The organism is uncultured Stenotrophomonas sp. (assembly GCF_913778665.1).
Taxonomy (GTDB): domain Bacteria; phylum Pseudomonadota; class Gammaproteobacteria; order Xanthomonadales; family Xanthomonadaceae; genus Stenotrophomonas.
The window spans coordinates 301,201-320,096 of sequence record NZ_CAJYVQ010000012.1; the positions used below are offsets into that span (position 1 = coordinate 301,201).

Here is an 18,896-nt window from a genome sequence, read left to right on the forward strand (position 1 = left end):
TCAGTCCATTGGCGGGCCTGCCCTTGCGGCTGCCCGTGGCGACATCATGTCGTCCGGGGCAGAATTTTAATGAAAGTTTTACAAATTGCGAACGACGGCCGTCACAGCTGTAGCATCCGACCCCGTTCAGCCCGGGCTGTTACACTGGCTACGCCGGTTCGCCGGTACACAAACGTCTTCAGGGCGGGGTGCAATTCCCCACCGGCGGTAGGTGCGCAAGCACGAGCCCGCGAGCGCCCCGGCCCACGGCCGGGGGTCAGCAGATCCGGTCCAATGCCGGAGCCGACGGTCATAGTCCGGATGAAAGAAGACGGTGCCACAGGGCGCATGCCCTGTGCGTGCCTGTTTGCCTTGCGGCGTTTTTCGCTCACATCCTGCGGAGAACGTTTCTTGTTTACTGGAATCATCGAAGGCGTCGGCCGTCTGGCCGCACGCGATCCTATCGGCGGCGATGTCCGCTTCACCTTCAATGTCGGGAATCTGCCGTTCGACAACGTGCAGATGGGCGAGAGCATTGCCATCAACGGCGTCTGCCTCACCGTCATCGCATTCGACGCCAACAGCTTCCAGGCCGATGCCTCCACCGAGACCCTGGGCCTGACCACGCTGGGCAAGCTGGGCGAGGGTGCCGTCATCAACCTGGAGCGCGCCATGCGCCCGACCGACCGCCTCGGCGGCCATCTGGTCAGCGGCCACGTCGATGGCCTCGGCCAGGTCCTGTCCATCCACGAAGATGCACGCGCCCAGCGCTGGCGCTTTGCTGCGCCCGCCTCGCTGCGCCGCTATATCGCCAAGAAGGGCTCGATCTGCGTGGACGGCGTCAGCCTCACCGTCAACGAAGTGGACGATGAAGGCTTCGAAGTCGCGCTGATTCCGCACACCGTGGCCAATACAGCGTTCTCCGCCACCGGCGAGGGCAGCGCGGTCAATCTTGAAATCGATCTGGTCGCTCGGTATGTCGAGCGGTTGTTGGGTGAAGGAGCCCGCGCATGAATTTCGCCCCGATCCCCGAGATTTTGGAAGACATCCGCCAGGGCCGCATGGTCGTCATCGTTGATGACGAAGACCGCGAGAACGAAGGCGACCTGATCATGGCCGCCGAGCTGGTCAAGCCATCGGACATCAACTTCATGGTCACCCACGGCCGTGGCTTGGTGTGCCTGCCGTTGACCCGCACGCGCGCCGCCGATCTCGGCCTGGCGCCGATGGTGCAGGCCAATACCGCGCAGTTCCAGACCAATTTCACCGTCAGCATCGAAGCTGCCGAGGGTGTCACCACCGGCATCTCCGCGCATGACCGTGCGCACACCATCCGCACGGCGGTGAAGCCCAACGCCAAGCCGGCCGACCTGCACCAGCCGGGCCACATCTTCCCGCTGATCGCGCAGCCGGGCGGCGTGTTGACCCGCGCCGGCCACACCGAGGCCGGCGTGGACCTGGCCATGCTGGCCGGTCTGGAACCGGCCGGCGTGCTGGTGGAGATCCTGAACCCGGACGGCAGCATGGCGCGCCGCCCGGAACTGGAAGTGTTCGCACGCGAGCACGGCCTGAAGATGGGCTCCATCGCCGACCTGATCGCCTACCGCCTGGCCACCGAGAAGACCATCGAGCGCGTTGATGAGCGCGAGATCGACACCGAATTCGGCCCGTTCAAGCTGGTCACCTACCGCGACCGCATCGCCCACGACCTGCATTTCGCGCTGGTCCGCGGCACGCCGGAAGCCGACACCCCGACCCTGGTGCGGGTGCAGGTGGAAAACCCGCTGGCCGACCTGCTGCACTGGCGTCGGGATGATTTCGGCGTGGCCGCCACCGACGCCCTGCGCGCGATCGATGCCGAAGGCGCCGGCGTGATGGTGGTACTGCAGGCCCCGCGCGACGGCGAAGCGCTGCTGGCGCGCCTGCGCCAGCAGCCGGCGCCAGTGGTGCCGGGCAAGGACAAGGACGTGAGCCAGTGGCGCCGCAACGGTGCCGGCGCGCAGATCCTGTCCGACCTGGGCCTGGGCAAGCTGCGCGTGCTGGGCACCCCGCGCCGCCAGGTGGGCCTGGCCGGGTACGGCCTGGAAGTGGTGGAGACGGTGGCCCCGTAACCCCTGCCGCGCCAAGGATCGGTAGTGCCGGCCGCTGGCCGGCAATTCCGGTGGGTGCCGACCGTTGGTCGGCACCGCTCCAGGCCCCCGCCAACCACGGCCGGGGCCCATCCACGCTAGAATTACCCCTTAATCGAATCCCCAAGCCGCATATGAGCCACTACGAAGGCGATCTTCGCACTCCCGAGTCGGCGCGCTTCGCCATCCTGGCCAGCCGCTGGAACGCCCGTATCACCGACACGCTGGTCGCTGGCGCCCGCCAGAGCCTGGCCGGCAACGGCATTACCGAAGCCAACATCGACGTGATCCGCGTGCCGGGTGCGTGGGAACTGCCGCTGGTCGCCGCGCGCCTGGCCGCTGCCCATGAACACGCCGCCATCCTCACTCTGGGCTGTGTGATCCGTGGCGACACCCGCCACTACGAGCACGTAGCCGATCGCTGCGCCGAGGGCCTGATGCGCGTGCAGCTGGATTTCGGCGTGCCGGTGCTGAACGGCGTGCTGGCGGTGGAACGTGTAGAAGACGCCGAGGCCCGCGCAGGCGGCAGCCACGGCAACAAGGGCGAGGAAGTCGCACTCGCCGCATTGGAAATGGTCAACCTTCTGGAGCAGCTGCCATGAACAAGAACACCCAGGGCAAGCCCTCCGGTAAACCCGTCCGCCGCGATGGTGTCGATCCGGTGCTGCGCTCGCGCGCGCGACGCCGTGCCGTGCAGGCCATCTACGCCTGGCAGATCTCGGGCGGCAACGCACAGTCGCTGATCGCCCAGTTCGCCCACGAGCAGGCCCGCGAAATTGCCGATCTGGCCTATTTCGAAGCGCTGGTGCATGGCGTGCTGGACAACCGCCGTGACATCGACGATGCGTTCGCCCCGTACCTGGACCGTGGCATCGACGAAGTGGACGCGATCGAACGCGCCGTGCTGCGGCTGGCCGGCTACGAGCTGCGCTATCGCCTGGACGTGCCGTACCGCGTGGTGATCAACGAAGCCATCGAATCGGCCAAGCGTTTCGGTTCCGAGCATGGCCACACCTACGTCAACGGCGTGCTGGATCGTGCCGCCGTGGAATGGCGCAAGGTCGAATCGGGCCACTGACCCCCCCTGCGTCCCGAATCGTTCGTTGAACGGCGCGGGAATCTGCTTTGGTAGAGTCGACTGTTAGTCGACTGCTCTTGATCCGGCGATACGACCGCTGATGGAAAGGCAGTTGACTAACAGTCGGCTCTACCCTGCCGGTTCCATCCGATCGGCACGATCCGCCCGCATTCGCGCCCGCCGCCCATCCATGCAACCCGCCGGAGCGCCCCATGTCCCTGGCCGAATTCGCCCTGATCGACCGCATCCGCGCCCGCACCCTCGAGCGCGACGACATCCTGCTTGGCATCGGTGATGACGCCGCGCTGCTGCAGCCGCGCCCGAACGAACAGCTGGTGGTCACCGCCGACACGCTCAACAGCGGCGTGCATTTCCCGGTGGAAACCCCGGCCTTCGATATCGGCTGGAAGACGCTGGCCGTGAACCTGTCCGACCTGGCCGCGATGGGCGCGCGCCCGGCCTGGTGCACGCTGGCGTTGTCATTGCCGGAAGCCACCGAAGACTGGATCGAGGCCTTCGCTGATGGCTTCTTCGCGCTCGCCGACCAGCACGACATCGCACTGATTGGGGGTGACACCACGCGTGGCCCGCTGTCGCTGACCGTGACCGCGATGGGCCAGGTTGGCCGCGGCCAGGCCCTGCGCCGCGACCGCGCGCAGGTGGGCGACGATGTCTGGGTCAGCGGCACGATCGGTGATGCCGCCGGTGCACTGAAGCTTTGGCAGCAGGGCGCGCTGGACGTGACCACCGCCACGCTGCTGGCCGACTACGAAAGCCTTCGCCTGCGCCTGCTGCGGCCCACGCCGCGCGTCACCCTCGGCCTGCGCCTGCGTGCGTTCGCGCATGCGGCGGTGGATGTGTCTGATGGGCTGCTGGCCGACCTGGGCCACATCGCCACGCGCAGCGCGGTGGCTGCCCATGTTGATGCCGATCTGTTGCCGATCTCGAACGCGCTGCGCGAGCTGCTGGGCCGCGAAACCGCCCGCGAATGCGCGCTGCGGGGTGGCGACGATTACGAGTTGTGCTTCACCGCCGCCGCCGACCAGCGCGACGCGCTGCATTACCTCGCCGAATCGCTGGACCTGCCGCTGACCCGTATCGGCCGCATCGCCGAAGGGCAGGGCGTGCATGTGGATGGTGAAGCCGCCGGTGGTGGTTACCAGCACTTCGCGTAGCCGCAGCGGTACTGCCCTGCTGGGTGCCAACCTTCGGGGGCAGGATCCCTTTGCGCCGCAAAGGGATCTGGCGCCAAGCAAAGCACATCGGTGTTGCTCTGGCAGGTGCCAACCTTGGTTGGCATGGATGTGTCAGTCGCGCATGGCAACACCGTGCCGACCAAGGTCGGTACCTACCAACGGGGCCTGGTTACACGTGCGGAACCGGCGCACCGAAGCGGTTGTCGCCCGGCGTGCTGGGTAGTACCAGGAACACCAGCAGCAGCAGGCCGGCAAACGGCACGAACGCCAGTAGCAGCCACCAGCCCGAACGATCGGTATCGTGCAGGCGGCGGATGGTTGCGGCAATGCACGGCAAGGCGAACACCAGCCACATCACCACGCTCAGTCCGGTCGATGCCAGGGCGAGGCCCTGCGAACCGCTGTAACCGGCATAGAAGCTCAGGATGTACGACGGGATCGAAACGATCACGATGAACAACTGGAACCACCAGTACTCGCTGCGGTTGGCGCGCCCGCTGAACTGTGTATAGCGGGTAAGCGGAATCATCATTTTTTTCATGTTGCGTGCTTTTCTCTTTTGGTGGCGCCGAGCCATTGTCCGGCGTCAATAGATGACCTTTGCCTCGGCATCGCGCGCCGTGCCGTAGTCGTCCAGCCATTGGAATTTCAGGGTTCCCGGCACAGATGCGCCCGACGGAAGCGGTAGGTTCAATCGCTCGCCCGGTGCCACCATGTCCACCTCGATCACCTTGCCGTCGGGCAGCGTCAGCCGGCTCAACGTCACGTGGTAGACGCTGGGGTTGAACACCTGCAATGCCTGTCCTTCGACGCGCCACTGCAATGCCGCCGCGGCGTCGCGCGCATTGCCGGGCAGGCCGGCGGGGCGATAGAACAGCTTCACCCGCGTGCGGACGGCGAACTGCAGCAGGTTCTGGCCATCCATTGCTTCGGGCTTCGGCGGGATGTCCAGCAGGTTGAAGTACAGCAACGATTCGCGGTCGCTGGGCATTGCGGCTCCGGCCATTGGCGCATACGTCAGCCGAAACGCCTGTGCGTGGCCAGCCTCGATGCGGCGCGTGGTTGGCGTCAGCACGAACGGCAGTTTCTGGCTGCCGGCTTTGGCGCTCGCGTCGCCATCATCCAGCCACACCTGGGCGAGCGAAACCTTGTCACCGCGGTTGTTGGCGTTCACCGTCACCGCACCCTTGCTTCCGTCGTAGATTACGCGGGTGCCCTGCAGTGTCACTGCCGCCGTAGCGGGAAGCACGTGGCCTGTGCAGCCCAGAGCCAGCAGCAGTGCGCATGCGCGAATGTTCATGGGAATGTCCTGGGGAAGAACCGCCCGGCAGTGCACCACCGGGCAGGGTGCTTACTTGTAGATGATGTCCATCTGCGCGGTGGCGTTGGCCTTGCCGGCGACCATGTCAGCCGCCGCACCGGTCTTGGTGTACCAAACGCTGTGCTTGACTGTCTGCGGTGCGGTATCGGTGACGGTGACGAACTGCGTTGGCGCGCTGTTGATCTTCAGCAGCGTATCGGTGCTGTCATAGATCTTGTACGCCACGCCTTCGGCGTCACTGGCCGCGGTCAGCGCAAGGCCGCCATCCGCCGTGGACGCACCGCTGAACTTCACCGCTACATCGTGCGAGCCGGCGGCGCCCGGGCACGCCACGGCCACGTCCAGGTCGCGACGGCCGATACGCTCATTGCTCTTCAGGTCTTCCAGATCCATCTTGCCCATTGCCACGGCAACACCCCCGTTGATGGTGGCAGCGCAGGTGGTTTCAACAATCTCGCCGGTGATGGTCAGGTCGGCCGCTTCAACTGCCGGGGCAGCGGCCAGCAGGATGGCCAGGGCCATCGGGGTCTTCAGGTTCTTCATGGGTGTGCTCTTCAACAAGTGATGGAATCGGGAACGCCACCCGTCATCTGTGCGATGGGTGGACGGGGCAGAGGGCGAGATGCCCGCAGGCAGATCCGTTGCCGACACGGGACGACGCCCGCCCGTTTATCTGCCGGCGCATGTTCGGCCTGATGTCCGTCGGGGACCATACAACTTGTTGCAAACGCTTACATTCCGGGAAAACTGCAAGTAGTTGCATATTGGATTGCGCGATCGCGGCCTAGTCTGCACGCCTCCCAACACTACCGGGGCTGCACTGCGGCCGCGTCGACGCCATGCGCCTGTTTTCCTCCCCCTGTCAAAGCGCCGCGCAGTACTGCCTGCGACATACCGCGCTGGCTGCGGCCATCAGCACCACACTGGTGTTTGCGGGCACGCTGCCTGCGCACGCGCAACCAGGCGGCGAAGTGGAGTTCAGTGAGGGCTTCGCCACCGGCTTCGGCAGCGGCGACCTGGCACGCTTCAGCATGGGTAATCCAGTGGAACCCGGTCACTACAGCGTCGATATCCATGTCAACGGCGAGTTCGTGCGCCGCGATGACATCGAGCTTGTGGAATCCGAGACGGCTTACGTTGCCAAGCCCTGCATGCCCGCGCAGCTGCTGCTTGCACTGGGCCTGAGCGACGCTGCGCGCGAAGCCGTGCAATCCGCTGAAAACCCACAATGCGTAGATCTGCATGCGGTGATCGACGGTGCACGCGTCAACTACGACGACAGCCAGTTGCGGCTGGATATCTCACTGCCGCAGGTGGCGCTGCAGCGCCAGGCACGCGGCTTCGTCGCCCCCGAGCAGCGCGACCATGGCATCACCGCCGCGTTCTTCGGCTACACCGTCAACCACTACCGCAGCCAGGGCCAGCAGAACAGCTACGTCGGCATCACCAGCGGCGTGAACCTGGGCGCGTGGCGACTGCGCCACCGCAGCTCCGTCAGCCACACCGCGCAGGGTACGCACTTCAGTACGCTCAACAGCTACCTGCAGCGTGATCTGCCGCGCTGGAACAGCCAGTTCACCCTTGGCCAGAGCAACACCGGTGGCGAGCTGTTCGACAGCGTGGGCTTTACCGGCGTACGCGTAGCCACCGATGAACGCATGCTGCCCGACTCGCTGCGTGGTTACGCCCCGGTGGTGCGTGGCGTGGCGCAGAGCAGTGCGCGCGTCACCATCCGCCAGAACGGCGCGGTGCTGTACGAAACCACGGTGGCCCCGGGTCCGTTCGCCATTGATGATCTGTACCCCAACGCCGGCAGCGGCGATCTGGAGGTGGCCGTCAACGAGGCCGATGGCCGCGAGGAGCGCTTCACGGTCGCTTTCTCCGCCGTGCCGCAGGCGTTGCGCGAAGGTAGCCAGCGCTTCAGCGTTACCGCTGGAGAACTTCGCAACACGGGGCTGTATCAGCAGACGCTGCGCTTCACCGAAGGCACCTACGCGCGCGGCGTCAACAACCGCATGACCCTGCTGGGCGGCGTGCAGGTGGCTGAGCACTACCAGGCCGGCCTGGCAGGCGCGGCCTTCAACACGCCGGTCGGTGCCATCGGTGCCGACGTCACCAATGCCCGCACCAGTGTGCCTGGCCTGCCGGCACAATCGGGTCGGAGCTACCGCCTCAATTACCAGCGCAGCGTGGCGCGCACTGGCACCAACCTGGGCCTGGCCGCGTACCGCTACAGCACCGAGGGCTTCTTTACCCTCACCGATGTCTCGCAGCTGTCGTTCGATCGGCCGCAGGCCGCCAATGCGTTCGTGATGCGTACCCGCCAGCGCTTCCAGTTGAACTTCTCGCAGCGCGTGGGTACGCGCGGCCAGTTGTACCTGTCCGGTGGCCATGTGACCTACTGGAACCGCGCGGGCAAGCATAACGATCTGCAGTTGGGCTTCCACAGCAGCTTCCGCAGCGCCAACTACACCGTGTCGGCTACGCGCTACCGCATGGCCAGCGGCGCGCCCGATACGCGCCTGTCATTCATGCTCAGCCTGCCGCTGGGCCGCACTTCCAATGCGCCGCGCGCCACCGCTACGTACAATGAAAGCCACCTGGGCAGCCAGCAGCAGCTGGGCATCAACGGCAACCTGGGCGAGGACCGCGCACTGTCCTACAGCCTGTCGGGCAGCCGCGGCCAGGGCGGCAGCGGCTACAACGCCTATGCCAGCTACCAGGGCAGCCGTGCTGATCTCAGCGCCGGTTACAGCCGTGCCAACGGCAGCAGCAGCTTCAATGCAGGTGCCACCGGCAGCGTGGTACTGCACGGAGGTGGCATCAACTTCGGCCCGGCGCTGGGCGACAGCTTTGCGTTGGTGGACGCACAGGGCGCACAAGGCGCCACGGTGGGCAGTGGCCGCAACGTCACCGTAGCCGGCAATGGTTATGCGGTGCTGCCGTACACCAGTCCGTACCGCTGGAACCAGATCAACCTGGACACTGCCCACCTGCCGCTGGATGTGGAGGTGCAGGCCAGCTCGCAGCGCGTGGCACCCAGCGCCGGCAGCATCGTCAAGGTCAGCTTCCAGTCGCGCAACGAACGCCTGTGGCTGATCGACGCCAGCCATGCCGACGGCACCCCGCTGGCATATGGCGCGCAGATCATGCACGCCGATGGCCGCACGTTGGGCCAGGTCGGGCAGGGCGGTGTGGTGGCTCTACGCGGGCTGGAACCGACCGGCTTCGTGCACGTGCAGACCGAAGATGGAATGGCCTGCCGCCTGCACTACACCATGCCCGAAGTGGCTGATGCGCACGGCCAGTACTGGGCCCAGGCACGGTGTGCGGCCATTCCGCCGGCACTGCTGGCCGACGGTGTTTCTACTTCAACTTCTGGAGCTCCCAAATGAGAACCCCTGATCTTATCGCGGCCCTGCTGATGTTCGGCGTTGCCACACAGGCCCATGCTGATTCGGCCACCATCACCGTCACCGGCAAGGTGCTGCCTGGCACGTGCACCATGGCAAACGTGCCGGTCACACTGGCCGACATCGATGCCACCGATCTGAAGACCGGGCATGACAATGGCTTGAAGCCAGCGGTACTGAACTTCACCGGCTGCGTGGGCGTGACCAGCGTTGATCTGACCTTCGACGGCGCCGCCGATGCCGCACAGGACGGGCATTGGCTCAACCAGGCTGCCAGCGGTGCGACCGGTGTGGCCGTGGCGCTGCTGGATGGCACCACCGGCGGCACGTTCCTGCAGAAAGGAGCGAAGAAGACAGTTCCCGTGAATGGTGCGGCCACCGGTAAGCTGGACATGCGAACCGGCTACTACCGCAAGGCCGGCACATTGCTGAAGGCGGGCGATGTCAGCGCGCAGATCACCGTGACGGCGGATTACAAGTAAGCGCCCCTCTTCGGACCTACTCCAGGTGATTCATGCATTCATACCTCCATGCCCATGTCAGCCCCAGAGCCATCGCGCGGTTGCTTGGCGGGGCTGTATTGTGCCTGTCAGCGGGCGCAGCGCTGGCCTGCACCGAGGCCCATTCTCCGCGTACCATCAATCTCTCTGTGGACATGCTTGCGGCGGATGCACCCGGCACGACGCGCGTGGCCAGTGCCACTGCGCAGTGGATGTCAAACTGCGACGTCGGCCAGGTGCAGCCCCTGCGGGTCTCGCTGGAAGCGATGGGTCTGACGCCGGTCTCCAGCGTGGTCTACCGCGGCAAGACCTACACCACCTATGAGCTGGGGCCCACCTCGCCGTTGTTCTTCTTCCCGGTGAACGTGAAGACCTCCAACCCGGGTGTCGTTGGTGGCTACGAGCTGGTGCCAGCTGCAGAGGGAACAGGCACCCCGGTCAATGCCGCGGTTGGTCCCGGCGATCAGATGTTGATCTACCCCCATGTGGGCGTGGTAAAGCGTGCCGGCATGCAATCGGTTGACGCGACAGTGCTTGGCACCGAGGTGGTGCAGCACACCCGCTTTCCGCTCTCGCTTCGCAACACACTGAATGTGACGGTGAACGTGAAACAGCCCACCTGCCAACTCAGCGATGCCGGCTTCACCCTGGCCGATGTGTCTGCCGACGTACTGGGCACAACCGGCAGCAGTCGCGAGGAAACCTTCCCGGTCCAGATGAGGTGTGAGGCTACCGGTGTGCCGGTCAGGCTGACGCTGACCGATGCCAACGCACCGGGGGCCACCGGTAGCCTGTTGATGCCTACCGCCAACGCCACCGCAGTGGGCGTGCAGGTGGAGCTGCTGCGCAATGGCGTGCCCGTGGTGCTTGGGCAGCAGTGGACCCACGGCACAGGCGGTGCTGGTTGGCAGCATATCGATCTGCAGGCGCGCTATACGCGTGTGGGTGGCGCGCTCAAGGTCGGTGTGGTGGAAGGGCAGGCGGTGCTCACGGCGGACTATCACTGACCCGTGCGTCAGAAGCGATTGAGTTGACGATTCCCGCCGGGCACCGCCCGTCGCGCTACCTGCATCACGCCGCCTGCAACTGCACATCCACATACTCTGCCAGCCCACGACAGGCCAGCAGCAGCCCTTCGCGCGCGCCATCGTCCATCTGCGGATCGATGTCACCGTCCACGCGCACACGTTCGGTGGCATGCAGCAGTTCCAGCGGGAAACTCAGCCCTGCATTGGCGCGGTCGATACGCGCCAGGGCCAGGCGTTGCCCGCGCTTGCGGTTGTTCCCGGGCCACGGTTGGCCATCGGCGGCATCGCCTTGGCGGATGTGCTGCAGGCCGGCCTGCAGGGTGACGGAGTTGCTGCCGTCGCCGTCCTTCAGCGAAACGAAGGTGTACTCCAGGGTGCGTGCCAGATCGCTGGGCAGGCGCGCGGTGGCTTCGCCGAGGGGGCGAACAGGTGCGGATACTTCGACTTGGTCATGGCAGCTTCCTTGTGTGCGAAACAGGAAGCCACACCGCTCAGCAGCGAGCGGGGCGGACAGTGCGTGGTTCCAATACCGGTGATTGACGTCGCGAAACTCCGGCGGGCACAAGGCCCCTACGCACCGCCCGCCAGAGACTGGCTGACAGCGTGCCTGCCGACGTCATCCGAGGGATGAACGACCCCGGCAGGCAAGCGGAAATGACGTTGATCAAATGGGATTGGAAGCCCGTGCCACCGGTTGCGGTGGCGTGTGCATCATGCGCACGAAGATGCTGCTGGACCAATCATGAGAGTTTCAAATTCAGAATTCTTGCAACTGTGATGCGCGCGCAGCACGGTGCTCCGAAAAAAGACGATTGCGTCAAAATTCAGGGCGACGCACATGCCGTGCGTCCGGTCGACGGCTTGGGTACGGACCTCGTCGCGGTGCCAGGGATGTTCGAGCCCTGCGACGACGCGCAGGGTGACAAGGTGCATCGCGTCGAAATGGATCCTGCCAGCTACGAGCTTTTGCCAGTGACGTACCCGAATCCCAAGGGTTGAGCGGAGAGCAGCCGAGCGTGGCTCGTCGCTACAGTGCGGTGGGCGCAACTGTTGGTGTCACACCGGCGGCAACACCTTGCCCGGGTTCAGAATGCCATCCGGGTCCAGCGCGGCCTTGATCGCGCGCATCGTCGCCAGCGTGGCGGGGCTGAACGCCTGCGCCATGAAATCTCGTTTGGCCAGGCCGATGCCGTGTTCGCCCGACAGCGTGCCACCCAGCGACAGCGTCAGTTCGAAGATCTTCGGCAGCGCGGCATGCGCGCGGGCGTTCTCGTCGGCATCGTCCGGGTGGTAAAGAATGTTGACGTGCAGGTTGCCGTTGCCGGCATGACCGAAGGTGACGATGGTCAGCGCGTACTCGCATGCCAGTGCCTGCACGCCGGCCACCAGGTCGGGGATGCGCGATACCGGCACCACCACGTCTTCATTGATCTTGCCCGGTGCCACGGTGCGAAGTGCGGGTGAAAGCGCCTTGCGTGCCGCCCACAGCTGGTCGCGCGCGCGGCCTTCCATCGCCACGTCCAGTTCGATCATGCCGTCGCCTTCAGCGGCGCTGGCCAGAGCCTGCAGCAGGTAGGGCAGGGTGTCGTGGTCGCCATCGGCTTCGACCAGCAGCATCGCGCCGGCCTCGGGTACTTCAGCACCGTTGAGGCGCAGCAGCTGCAGGCTGCGGGCGTCCATGAATTCCAGGCGTGTGGGCACCACCGGCTGCGACATCAGGCGTGACACCGCGGCGGCGGCCGCATCGGCATCGCGGAACAGCACGCGCAGCCCGGCCTGGCTGACCGGCAGCGGAGTGAGCTTGAGGGTGGCTTCCACGATCAGCGCCAGCGTGCCTTCGCTGCCCACCAGCAGGTGGGTGAGGTCGTAGCCGGTCGAATCCTTGGTGTAGGCGCCACCGCAGCGGATCACCTCGCCGGTGCCGGTGACCGCGACCAGACCCAGCACGTTGTCGCGGCTGGTGCCGTACTTCACCGCGCGTGGGCCACCGGCGTTGCAGGCCAGGTTGCCACCCACGCTGCAGATCTCCGCGCTGGACGGGTCCGGCGCCCAGAACAGGCCGTACGGTGCCAGCGCCTGCTGAAGCATTCCATTGAGCACGCCCGGCTGCACCACTGCGCAGCGGTCACCGGCGCGGATCTCGACGATGCGATCCATGCGGGTGAACGACAGCACGATGCTGCCGGGCACCGGCACCGCCGCGCCGGTGGTGCCGGTGCCCGCACCGCGCGCGACCAGCGCCACGTGATGGGCACGGCAGGCGCGCACCAGTGCTTGCACCTGCTCAACATTGGCCGGCAGCGCGACGGCGGCGGGGCGCTGATGGCGCCACGAGTTGTCCTGCGCGTTCGCCTCCAGCGCGGTGTCATCCATATGCCAGCCCTCCGCGCCCAGCAGGGCAGACAGTTCGGCAACCAGGGCAGCGGGCAGGGCAGTACTCATGACGGATCTCGAGGAACAGCAGGGGCGGATTGGATCAGTTTCCAGGCAACAACGGCGGCGGCCAGCGGCAGCCACACCCAGCGTAGTTCAGAGAGCAGGGTGGCGATGCCGCGCGCGCTGAAGAACTGCGGCGCAAACGGTGAAACGCGGATCGGCCGCCACGGGGAGAAGAAGCGTTGCTCGCTCCACGGCCAGGCCAGGGCAACGCCAAGGCCGCCGGAAGTCATGGCGTCGAGCAGGGGATGGCTGGCGGCGCAGATGAAGATGAACACCGCCGCCTGCGAGGTAGCTGCCAACCTTGGCTGGCACGAAACCGCCGCCCAAGGTCGGACGCTACCGAAGAACGCCAACACCGCGGCCAACGCCGCCATCACCCCGGCAAACAACAACGAATGGCTGGCACCGCGATGGCCGAACGCATCAGCATAGGGAATGTGCAATGCAAAGCCCGACACGTCCGCATCGGGCAGCATCGCGGCGACCACACCGGCAGCCAGCAGCCACGCAGGAACGCGGCCACGATCCGCGGCGCACCACAGCGCGAGCGGCACAGCAGCATGGGTGATGATCGATGGCATCAGTCACGCTCCAGGGTCGTGCCGGCAGCCTGCGTGCTGGTGGGTGCCAACCTGGGCTGGCACAGGCGCGCCGCCCAGAGTCGGCCTCTGCCAAAGCAAACGGTACCCATCAGCAATCATCCATCCGGAACGCATCGCGCAGCCAGTTCAACTGCGGCGGTTCACCCGTGGCTTCCACCACATCGAAACGGCAGGGCGCATCGGCCAGCGCGGGATGGTCCTGCAGGTACAGCAACGCGGCATGCGCCACGCGTCGGCACTTGCGCAGATCCACCGAGGCAGCGCCGCCACCGAAATCGGATCTCGCGCGGTAGCGCACTTCAACGAACACCACGGTGCCGGCGTCGTCCATCACCAGGTCCAGTTCGCCGCCGCGATAACGCACGTTGCGCGCGCGCGGCAACAATCCGGCCTGTTGCAGATGCTGCTCGGCGGCGGCTTCCACCGCCGAGCCCCGTTGGCTGCGCTCAGCGACCACCGACGATCGGCATCGGCCGGCCGCCATTGAAGGTGGACCAGGCCGGCTGGCGCAGGATGTTGCCGTTGCTGTCCAGGAACAGGGTGCCGGTGGCGCCGTCCAGGCCACCTTCATTGGACAGCTTGTCCAGGTAGGCGGTGATCTTCCAGGCATCAGCGCCGAAGGCGAACAGGCGGCCGGCCGCACCGCGTGCGCTGGGCAGGGTGCTGGCGACCTGGCTTGCCGACGGCAGGCCGGACACGCTGCGCACGTTCCAGGCTTCGTTCGGGTAGACGATGCCGTCCAGCGCCACGTCTTCCTCCACCTTGCCGCTGCCGACAGTCAGCTGCGAGGTGCCGACGCGGGTGGCGCCACCGGCGCCAGCCAGCGCCAGCTGCGGCGCCAGCAGGCGGGCCTGCGGTGCGCGCACGGCCAGGAACACGGCGTCGACCTGACCGGCATTGCGCACCTGCGTGCCGACATCGCCGACCGCATCGCTGACGCCGATCGTGGCCACCACCTGGCCGCCGCGCTGGGCAAAGCGCTGGGCGAAGGCGGCGGCGGCCCGGCGGCCGGTGTCGTCGGCGCTGTTGATCACCAGCGCCTTGCCGCGCTCGCGGCCACGCAGGTACTCGGCGGCGACGATGCCGTCGTCTTCCGGCGCCAGTGAGAAACCAGCGCTTCCGGCCGGCGGTGCATCCTTGCCACGGTTCAGCGCCAGCACCGGCACTTTCAGTTGCTGGCGGCCATACACCGCGTCCACTTCGTCGCGGCCGAGCGGGCCGACCACGAAGTCAGCACCGGCGGTGACGGCCTTGTCATAGGCGGCCAGCGCACCGGCCGCAGTACCAGCGGTATCGATGAAGGTGATGTCCGGGCGGCGACGGGTCTCGCCGTAGTAGGCGGCCAGCAGGCCATCGCGCACCGGCTGCGCGGCGGTGGCCAGGCGGCCGCTGAGCGGCAGCAGCACGGCCAGCTTGACCGGCGGGCGGTAACCGTCGCTCAGCGCCGGCGGGCGCTTGCTGGTATCGAACTGGGCAGCGCCATCGCGGTCGAACGGGCGCGGCAGCGGCAGGCCACGCGCGATCAGTGCGCGGCCGGCGAAGTTGTACAGCGGATCGTTGGCGGGCAGCGCGGCGGCACGGCTTCGCAGGCTGGCATCGTCGAGGGTGCCAAGCAGGCCGGCGATGGCGGCCTGGTTCTCGTTGCGGGCCGTGCCGGCCAGGCTGGCGTGCGCGCGGGCGCGTTCGGCGGCGGCGCCGAAGTTGTCGCCAGTGCCCTGCAGGGCACTGGCACGGGCCAGGTACCAGCGCGTGCGCAGCGCCGGCAGCACATTGTCGCCGCTGTCCTTCAGCAGCGCCAGCGCCTGCGCCGGCTGCTTGTCGCCCAGTGCCAGCTCGGCACCGGTCAGCTGGTAGCGTTGCAGGCTGGCACCAGTCAGCTGGCGGGAGGTGAGCTGGCCCAGCAGGCTGCGTGCGCGGGCACTGTCGCCGGCCAGGTTCCAGGCCCAGGCGGCGTCGGCCAGGGCGTTGGCGCGGGCACCGCCGCGCAGGGTGGCAGCCAGGCCTTCCAGCTGCAGTGCGGCGTCGCGCGGCTTGCCCTGGTCGATCAGCGCCAGCGCCTGGCTCTGGGCCGGCGATTCGGGCGCGCTGGTCAGGCTGGTGGTGGCACAGCCGGCCAGCAGCATCAACGACAGCGACAGGGCGGAGATCCGTGCGGCGGGCTTGTTCATGATCGGGTCCATGCGATGAGGGCAGCGGCCTTGGCCGGGTACACGCTACGATTCTACCCTTGCCCCGTGAGTACCGCTGAAATGAGTGTGCCAACCCTGTACGTCGTCGCCACCCCGATCGGCAACCTGGCCGATCTGAGCCCGCGCGCGCAGGAGGTGCTGCGCTCGGTGGCGGCCATCTGTGCCGAAGACACCCGCCGCAGTGGCCAGCTGCTGTCCCATTTCGGCATCCAACAACCGCTGGTGGCCCTGCACGAACACAACGAGGATGCCCTGGCCCAGCGTCTGGTCTCGCGGCTGCAGGCCGGCGAGTCGCTGGCCCTGGTCAGCGATGCCGGCACGCCGCTGGTCAGTGACCCCGGGTTCCGTCTGGTCCGCGCTGCGCGTGCGGCCGGCATCAAGGTCAGCCCCATCCCCGGTGCCTGCGCCGCCATCGCCGCGCTCAGCGTGGCTGGCCTGCCCAGCGACCGCTTCAGCTTCGAGGGTTTCCTGCCGGCCAAGGCCAGTGGGCGCCGCGACCGCCTGCAGGCGTTGGCCGGCGAAGTGCGCACGATGGTGTTCTACGAATCCTCGCACCGCATCGCCGAATCGCTGGCCGACATGGCCACGATTTTCGGCGGCGAGCGCCCGGCGGTGCTGGCCCGCGAGCTGACCAAGCTGTTCGAGACCGTGCTCGATGGTGACCTGGCCGGCCTGCTGGCGAAGGTGGAAGCTGACGAGAACCAGCGCAAGGGCGAGTTCGTGGTGATGGTGCAGGGTGCCGGCGACGATGAGGAAGCGCAGCTGGCGCATGGCCGCCGTGTGTACGCCAAGCTGAGCGAGCACCTGCCGCCGTCGACCGCGGCGAAGCTGGCGGCCGAGCTGACCGGCGCGCCGCGCAAGGCGTTGTACGGGAGTTGATGGATCGTGCGGACCAAGGTCCGCACCCACCAGCGCAGTGGCATCGGTAAACCCACGCCATGCATGGATGGATGAACTGCACGTCGCGATCAACGCGGCAGGAGCCACCCACGTGCGCTAGAATGCGCGCTGGCGGAGCCGGCCAGACAGTCGCGTCATCCCTTCGGGGGTGCCGAGGAAAGTCCGGGCTCCATAGGGCAAGGTGCCAGGTAACGCCTGGGCGGCGCAAGCCGACGGAAAGTGCAACAGAAAGATACCGCCTACGTCTTCTTCGGAAGGCCGGTAAGGGTGAAATGGTGCGGTAAGAGCGCACCGCGAGTCTGGCAACAGACCGGCACGGCAAACCCCACCTGGAGCAAGACCAAATAGGGATCCTTTGGCGCGGCCCGCGTTGGATCCGGGTAGGTTGCTTGAGCGTTGCGGTGACGTAACGCCTAGAGGAATGACTGTCCACGACAGAACCCGGCTTATCGGCCGGCTCCGCCTCTTTCTTCCATCCACGCATGGCGTGGATCTGCTGATGCCGATGTATGGCGTCGGTGCGCCAACATTACGGGGTCGGATCCCTTTCCGCAGGAAGAGATCCGACCCCTTTCCGATCAGCGGTACTGACCGGCGGAAATGAACTGCTCGAACCGTTCGCACCACACCACCACGGTGGTGTAGTCGTTCACGTTGACGCTTTCAGGCACGTCCACCAGGAACCGGTTGAAGGTCTTCACCTCGCCGATGCGCTGGGCCTGCGCCTTGATCTTCAGGAAATCGGCCTTGTTGTCGACGAAGTCGCGGACCAGGTAGACCTTGTAGTCCGGTCCCGGTCCCATCTTTCCGTCGAAGGCCACCTGGCGTGCGCTGACGCTGACCTTGCCTTCCGCCCAGTGCACTGCGTCGCTGCCCTTGAGGTCGCGACGGAAGGTGGTGTGGTAACGGGCGTCGCCCATCGCCGCCTGCACCTGCGCGACCGGAGGGTCGTCGGGGGCGATCAGGATCGGCAGCAGGTAGATGCCCAGGCCGAAGCCCAAGCCGAGCGTGAGCAGGTGGGTGGCGGCAAGCATGAAGATACGGCGCATCGATGACTCCCTGTGGATCGGTGGGGCGCGCGGCAGGACCGCGCGTGGTCATCGTGTGGCGTGCGTGCAGGCATTTATAGACACAGAAAACAGGTACAGGGTCAGAAATCGACCCGGCTCTGGCCGAGGGGGACACCCTGCGGGCCGAAGCGACGCTCGTGGATCTGGCCGTGGCCATGGGCGTCGATCAGGAGCACCGTGCTGGCACGGGTGCCGTAGTCGTCGCCACGGATGAAGGCCGGGCTCAGCCAGCGTTCGCGCTCCAGGCCGATGCCGGTGTCGGGCAGGTCGTTGTCGGCGGGGCGTTGTTCGTCGGCGAGGGCGTTCCAGAGCGAGGTCAGATCCGTTTCCCCTTGGGAAAGGGATCTCACCCCGTCTTCCTGCAGCCAGGCTTCAAGCGCAGCCATCAGCCGCCGGGTCTTCGGCCACGGCGCGTCCAGCGCGCCGTTGGACATGCCGTGCACGCCGGCGCCCAAGCTCTGGCGTTCGGCTGGGTGGTTGCCCAGGTACTCCAAGCGGTCGCCATCGGCCAGCAGCAGGTTGAACGGGGCGTAGGCGCCAGCCACGGTCGCTAAGCGCTCGATATGCACGGCCGCCGGGTCGCGGCCGCGCAGGAAATCGGCCACCAGCGCGCCCCGCGATGGGCCGGTCTGTGCGGCCAGCGGGTCGCGGACATTGGTGACCACTGCCATCCGGCCACCCGCACCGACGCCTGCCCAACCACCGCCGGAGCGCAGGTCGCGCCCACCGATGATGGAGGTCTCATCTTGCCACGGGGCCAGCGCCGCGGTCGGGCGGGCGTGGAACTCATCACGGTTGCCGGTCAGCACCAGCCGCCAATGCGGGTGGTGCATCCAGCCAAGAGCGAGCAGGCACATGGCCTCATTGTGCACGGTTTGCGCAGTCTGGCGCCGTCTCAGGCGCGCTGGGGATGAATGCGCGGCCTATGTTTCACGCCCTGTCTACACCCCTGAACTTCCGTTCAATCTCAAAAATTGAGACGGATCAGCAACTTGTGGATAAGCCTTGAACAATTCTCTAAAGGTTGTTGCAAGCCATTGATGCGGCTGGCG

Annotated in this window: 19 protein-coding genes, 1 other RNA gene, 1 pseudogene and 1 riboswitch; of the genes and pseudogenes, 11 read left to right on the forward strand and 10 right to left on the reverse strand. The window is 66.6% G+C overall.

From position 1 onward, the window contains the following. The first annotated feature begins 170 nt into the window (after positions 1-170). A riboswitch (FMN riboswitch) is annotated at positions 171-316 on the forward strand. A 74-nt stretch (positions 317-390) separates the two neighbouring features. The 5 genes from QZ853_RS19005 (at position 391) to thiL (ending at position 4,361) form a co-directional block, all read left to right on the forward strand. Continuing rightward, positions 391-993, forward strand: coding sequence for a riboflavin synthase (locus QZ853_RS19005; RefSeq protein ID WP_295577857.1), 603 nt, complete (start codon positions 391-393; stop codon positions 991-993). Continuing rightward, a complete protein-coding gene (gene ribB, locus QZ853_RS19010; RefSeq protein WP_295577869.1) occupies positions 990-2,090 on the forward strand; it encodes a 3,4-dihydroxy-2-butanone-4-phosphate synthase in 1,101 nt (366 codons plus the stop codon). The genes QZ853_RS19005 and ribB overlap by 4 nt, the downstream gene beginning before the upstream one ends. Positions 2,091-2,242: 152 nt before the next feature. Further along, positions 2,243-2,710 carry a 6,7-dimethyl-8-ribityllumazine synthase gene (ribH, locus tag QZ853_RS19015; RefSeq protein WP_010481977.1) on the forward strand — a complete coding sequence of 156 codons (468 nt, stop codon included), beginning with the start codon at positions 2,243-2,245 and terminating at the stop codon, positions 2,708-2,710. Beyond that, the gene (gene nusB, locus QZ853_RS19020) at positions 2,707-3,186 is read left to right on the forward strand and encodes a transcription antitermination factor NusB (RefSeq protein WP_295577882.1); all 480 of its coding nucleotides are present in this window, start codon (positions 2,707-2,709) and stop codon (positions 3,184-3,186) included. Before ribH ends, nusB begins: the two co-directional genes overlap by 4 nt. Positions 3,187-3,404: 218 nt before the next feature. Further along, a complete protein-coding gene (thiL, locus tag QZ853_RS19025) occupies positions 3,405-4,361 on the forward strand; it encodes a thiamine-phosphate kinase (RefSeq protein WP_295579006.1) in 957 nt (318 codons plus the stop codon). Between the two features lie 190 nt (positions 4,362-4,551). Here thiL and QZ853_RS19030 read toward each other — a convergent pair whose 3' ends face one another. Genes QZ853_RS19030 through QZ853_RS19040 form a run of 3 tightly spaced genes read right to left on the reverse strand, consistent with a single transcriptional unit; the run spans position 4,552 to position 6,246 of the window. Continuing rightward, positions 4,552-4,923, reverse strand: a complete 372-nt coding sequence (locus QZ853_RS19030) for a DUF805 domain-containing protein (RefSeq protein ID WP_295577894.1) — start codon at positions 4,921-4,923, stop codon at positions 4,552-4,554. Positions 4,924-4,968: 45 nt separating this feature from the next. Further along, entirely contained in the window at positions 4,969-5,721 is a 753-nt protein-coding gene (locus QZ853_RS19035) for a fimbria/pilus periplasmic chaperone (protein ID WP_345777922.1), read from the reverse strand. A gap of 12 nt (positions 5,722-5,733) precedes the next feature. Further along, positions 5,734-6,246, reverse strand: a complete 513-nt coding sequence (locus QZ853_RS19040) for a fimbrial protein (protein ID WP_295577907.1) — start codon at positions 6,244-6,246, stop codon at positions 5,734-5,736. 296 nt (positions 6,247-6,542) lie between these two features. Here QZ853_RS19040 and QZ853_RS19045 point away from each other — a divergent pair, with 296 nt between their 5' ends. From QZ853_RS19045 to QZ853_RS19055, 3 genes are read left to right on the forward strand one after another with little or no spacing between them, the layout of a single operon-like run. Beyond that, positions 6,543-9,098, forward strand: a complete 2,556-nt coding sequence (locus tag QZ853_RS19045) for a fimbria/pilus outer membrane usher protein (RefSeq protein ID WP_295577910.1) — start codon at positions 6,543-6,545, stop codon at positions 9,096-9,098. Next, positions 9,095-9,598 carry a fimbrial protein gene (locus tag QZ853_RS19050; protein WP_295577913.1) on the forward strand — a complete coding sequence of 168 codons (504 nt, stop codon included), beginning with the start codon at positions 9,095-9,097 and terminating at the stop codon, positions 9,596-9,598. Before QZ853_RS19045 ends, QZ853_RS19050 begins: the two co-directional genes overlap by 4 nt. 32 nt (positions 9,599-9,630) lie before the next feature. After that, positions 9,631-10,623, forward strand: a complete 993-nt coding sequence (locus QZ853_RS19055) for a fimbrial protein (protein WP_295577916.1) — start codon at positions 9,631-9,633, stop codon at positions 10,621-10,623. A 64-nt stretch (positions 10,624-10,687) separates the two neighbouring features. Here the strand turns inward: QZ853_RS19055 and QZ853_RS19060 are convergent. Continuing rightward, a pseudogene (locus tag QZ853_RS19060) lies at positions 10,688-11,097 on the reverse strand (hypothetical protein). A gap of 150 nt (positions 11,098-11,247) precedes the next feature. Between QZ853_RS19060 and QZ853_RS19065 the strand changes: the two are divergent. Next, positions 11,248-11,643 carry a hypothetical protein gene (locus tag QZ853_RS19065; protein WP_295577919.1) on the forward strand — a complete coding sequence of 132 codons (396 nt, stop codon included), beginning with the start codon at positions 11,248-11,250 and terminating at the stop codon, positions 11,641-11,643. Between the two features lie 57 nt (positions 11,644-11,700). Here QZ853_RS19065 and QZ853_RS19070 read toward each other — a convergent pair whose 3' ends face one another. From QZ853_RS19070 to QZ853_RS19085, 4 genes are all read right to left on the reverse strand, one after another. Next, positions 11,701-13,086, reverse strand: a complete 1,386-nt coding sequence (locus QZ853_RS19070) for an FAD-linked oxidase C-terminal domain-containing protein (RefSeq protein ID WP_295577921.1) — start codon at positions 13,084-13,086, stop codon at positions 11,701-11,703. Then, a complete protein-coding gene (locus QZ853_RS19075) occupies positions 13,083-13,664 on the reverse strand; it encodes a metal-dependent hydrolase (protein WP_295577924.1) in 582 nt (193 codons plus the stop codon). Before QZ853_RS19075 ends, QZ853_RS19070 begins: the two co-directional genes overlap by 4 nt. A 109-nt stretch (positions 13,665-13,773) precedes the next feature. Next, entirely contained in the window at positions 13,774-14,142 is a 369-nt protein-coding gene (locus QZ853_RS19080) for a YraN family protein (protein WP_295577926.1), read from the reverse strand. Beyond that, positions 14,132-15,853 (reverse strand): penicillin-binding protein activator, encoded by a 1,722-nt coding sequence (locus QZ853_RS19085; protein ID WP_295577936.1) that lies wholly within the window; start codon positions 15,851-15,853, stop codon positions 14,132-14,134. The genes QZ853_RS19080 and QZ853_RS19085 overlap by 11 nt, the downstream gene beginning before the upstream one ends. An 81-nt stretch (positions 15,854-15,934) precedes the next feature. Here QZ853_RS19085 and rsmI point away from each other — a divergent pair, with 81 nt between their 5' ends. Next, positions 15,935-16,753 carry a 16S rRNA (cytidine(1402)-2'-O)-methyltransferase gene (gene rsmI, locus QZ853_RS19090; protein WP_295577948.1) on the forward strand — a complete coding sequence of 273 codons (819 nt, stop codon included), beginning with the start codon at positions 15,935-15,937 and terminating at the stop codon, positions 16,751-16,753. A gap of 134 nt (positions 16,754-16,887) precedes the next feature. Next, positions 16,888-17,239: RNase P RNA component class A (gene rnpB, locus QZ853_RS19095), an RNA gene on the forward strand. 113 nt (positions 17,240-17,352) lie between these two features. Here rnpB and QZ853_RS19100 read toward each other — a convergent pair. After that, a complete protein-coding gene (locus tag QZ853_RS19100) occupies positions 17,353-17,823 on the reverse strand; it encodes a DM13 domain-containing protein (RefSeq protein WP_295577961.1) in 471 nt (156 codons plus the stop codon). Positions 17,824-17,924: 101 nt separating this feature from the next. Beyond that, positions 17,925-18,701, reverse strand: a complete 777-nt coding sequence (locus QZ853_RS19105; RefSeq protein WP_295577976.1) for an NRDE family protein — start codon at positions 18,699-18,701, stop codon at positions 17,925-17,927. Positions 18,702-18,896 lie beyond the last annotated feature (195 nt).

Excerpts from the sequence above, each read along its gene's own strand:
- QZ853_RS19045 (WP_295577910.1), top strand. The coding sequence starts at position 6,543 with ATGCGCCTGTTTTCCTCCCCCTGTCAAAGCGCCGCGCAGTACTGCCTG.
- nusB (WP_295577882.1), top strand. The coding sequence starts at position 2,707 with ATGAACAAGAACACCCAGGGCAAGCCCTCCGGTAAACCCGTCCGCCGC.
- rsmI (WP_295577948.1), top strand. The coding sequence starts at position 15,935 with ATGAGTGTGCCAACCCTGTACGTCGTCGCCACCCCGATCGGCAACCTG.
- QZ853_RS19075 (WP_295577924.1), bottom strand. The coding sequence starts at position 13,664 with ATGCCATCGATCATCACCCATGCTGCTGTGCCGCTCGCGCTGTGGTGC.
- QZ853_RS19050 (WP_295577913.1), top strand. The coding sequence starts at position 9,095 with ATGAGAACCCCTGATCTTATCGCGGCCCTGCTGATGTTCGGCGTTGCC.
- QZ853_RS19030 (WP_295577894.1), bottom strand. The coding sequence starts at position 4,923 with ATGAAAAAAATGATGATTCCGCTTACCCGCTATACACAGTTCAGCGGG.
- QZ853_RS19105 (WP_295577976.1), bottom strand. The coding sequence starts at position 18,701 with ATGTGCCTGCTCGCTCTTGGCTGGATGCACCACCCGCATTGGCGGCTG.
- QZ853_RS19100 (WP_295577961.1), bottom strand. The coding sequence starts at position 17,823 with ATGCGCCGTATCTTCATGCTTGCCGCCACCCACCTGCTCACGCTCGGC.
- QZ853_RS19085 (WP_295577936.1), bottom strand. The coding sequence starts at position 15,853 with ATGAACAAGCCCGCCGCACGGATCTCCGCCCTGTCGCTGTCGTTGATG.
- ribB (WP_295577869.1), top strand. The coding sequence starts at position 990 with ATGAATTTCGCCCCGATCCCCGAGATTTTGGAAGACATCCGCCAGGGC.
- QZ853_RS19055 (WP_295577916.1), top strand. The coding sequence starts at position 9,631 with ATGCATTCATACCTCCATGCCCATGTCAGCCCCAGAGCCATCGCGCGG.
- QZ853_RS19040 (WP_295577907.1), bottom strand. The coding sequence starts at position 6,246 with ATGAAGAACCTGAAGACCCCGATGGCCCTGGCCATCCTGCTGGCCGCT.
- QZ853_RS19070 (WP_295577921.1), bottom strand. The coding sequence starts at position 13,086 with ATGAGTACTGCCCTGCCCGCTGCCCTGGTTGCCGAACTGTCTGCCCTG.
- ribH (WP_010481977.1), top strand. The coding sequence starts at position 2,243 with ATGAGCCACTACGAAGGCGATCTTCGCACTCCCGAGTCGGCGCGCTTC.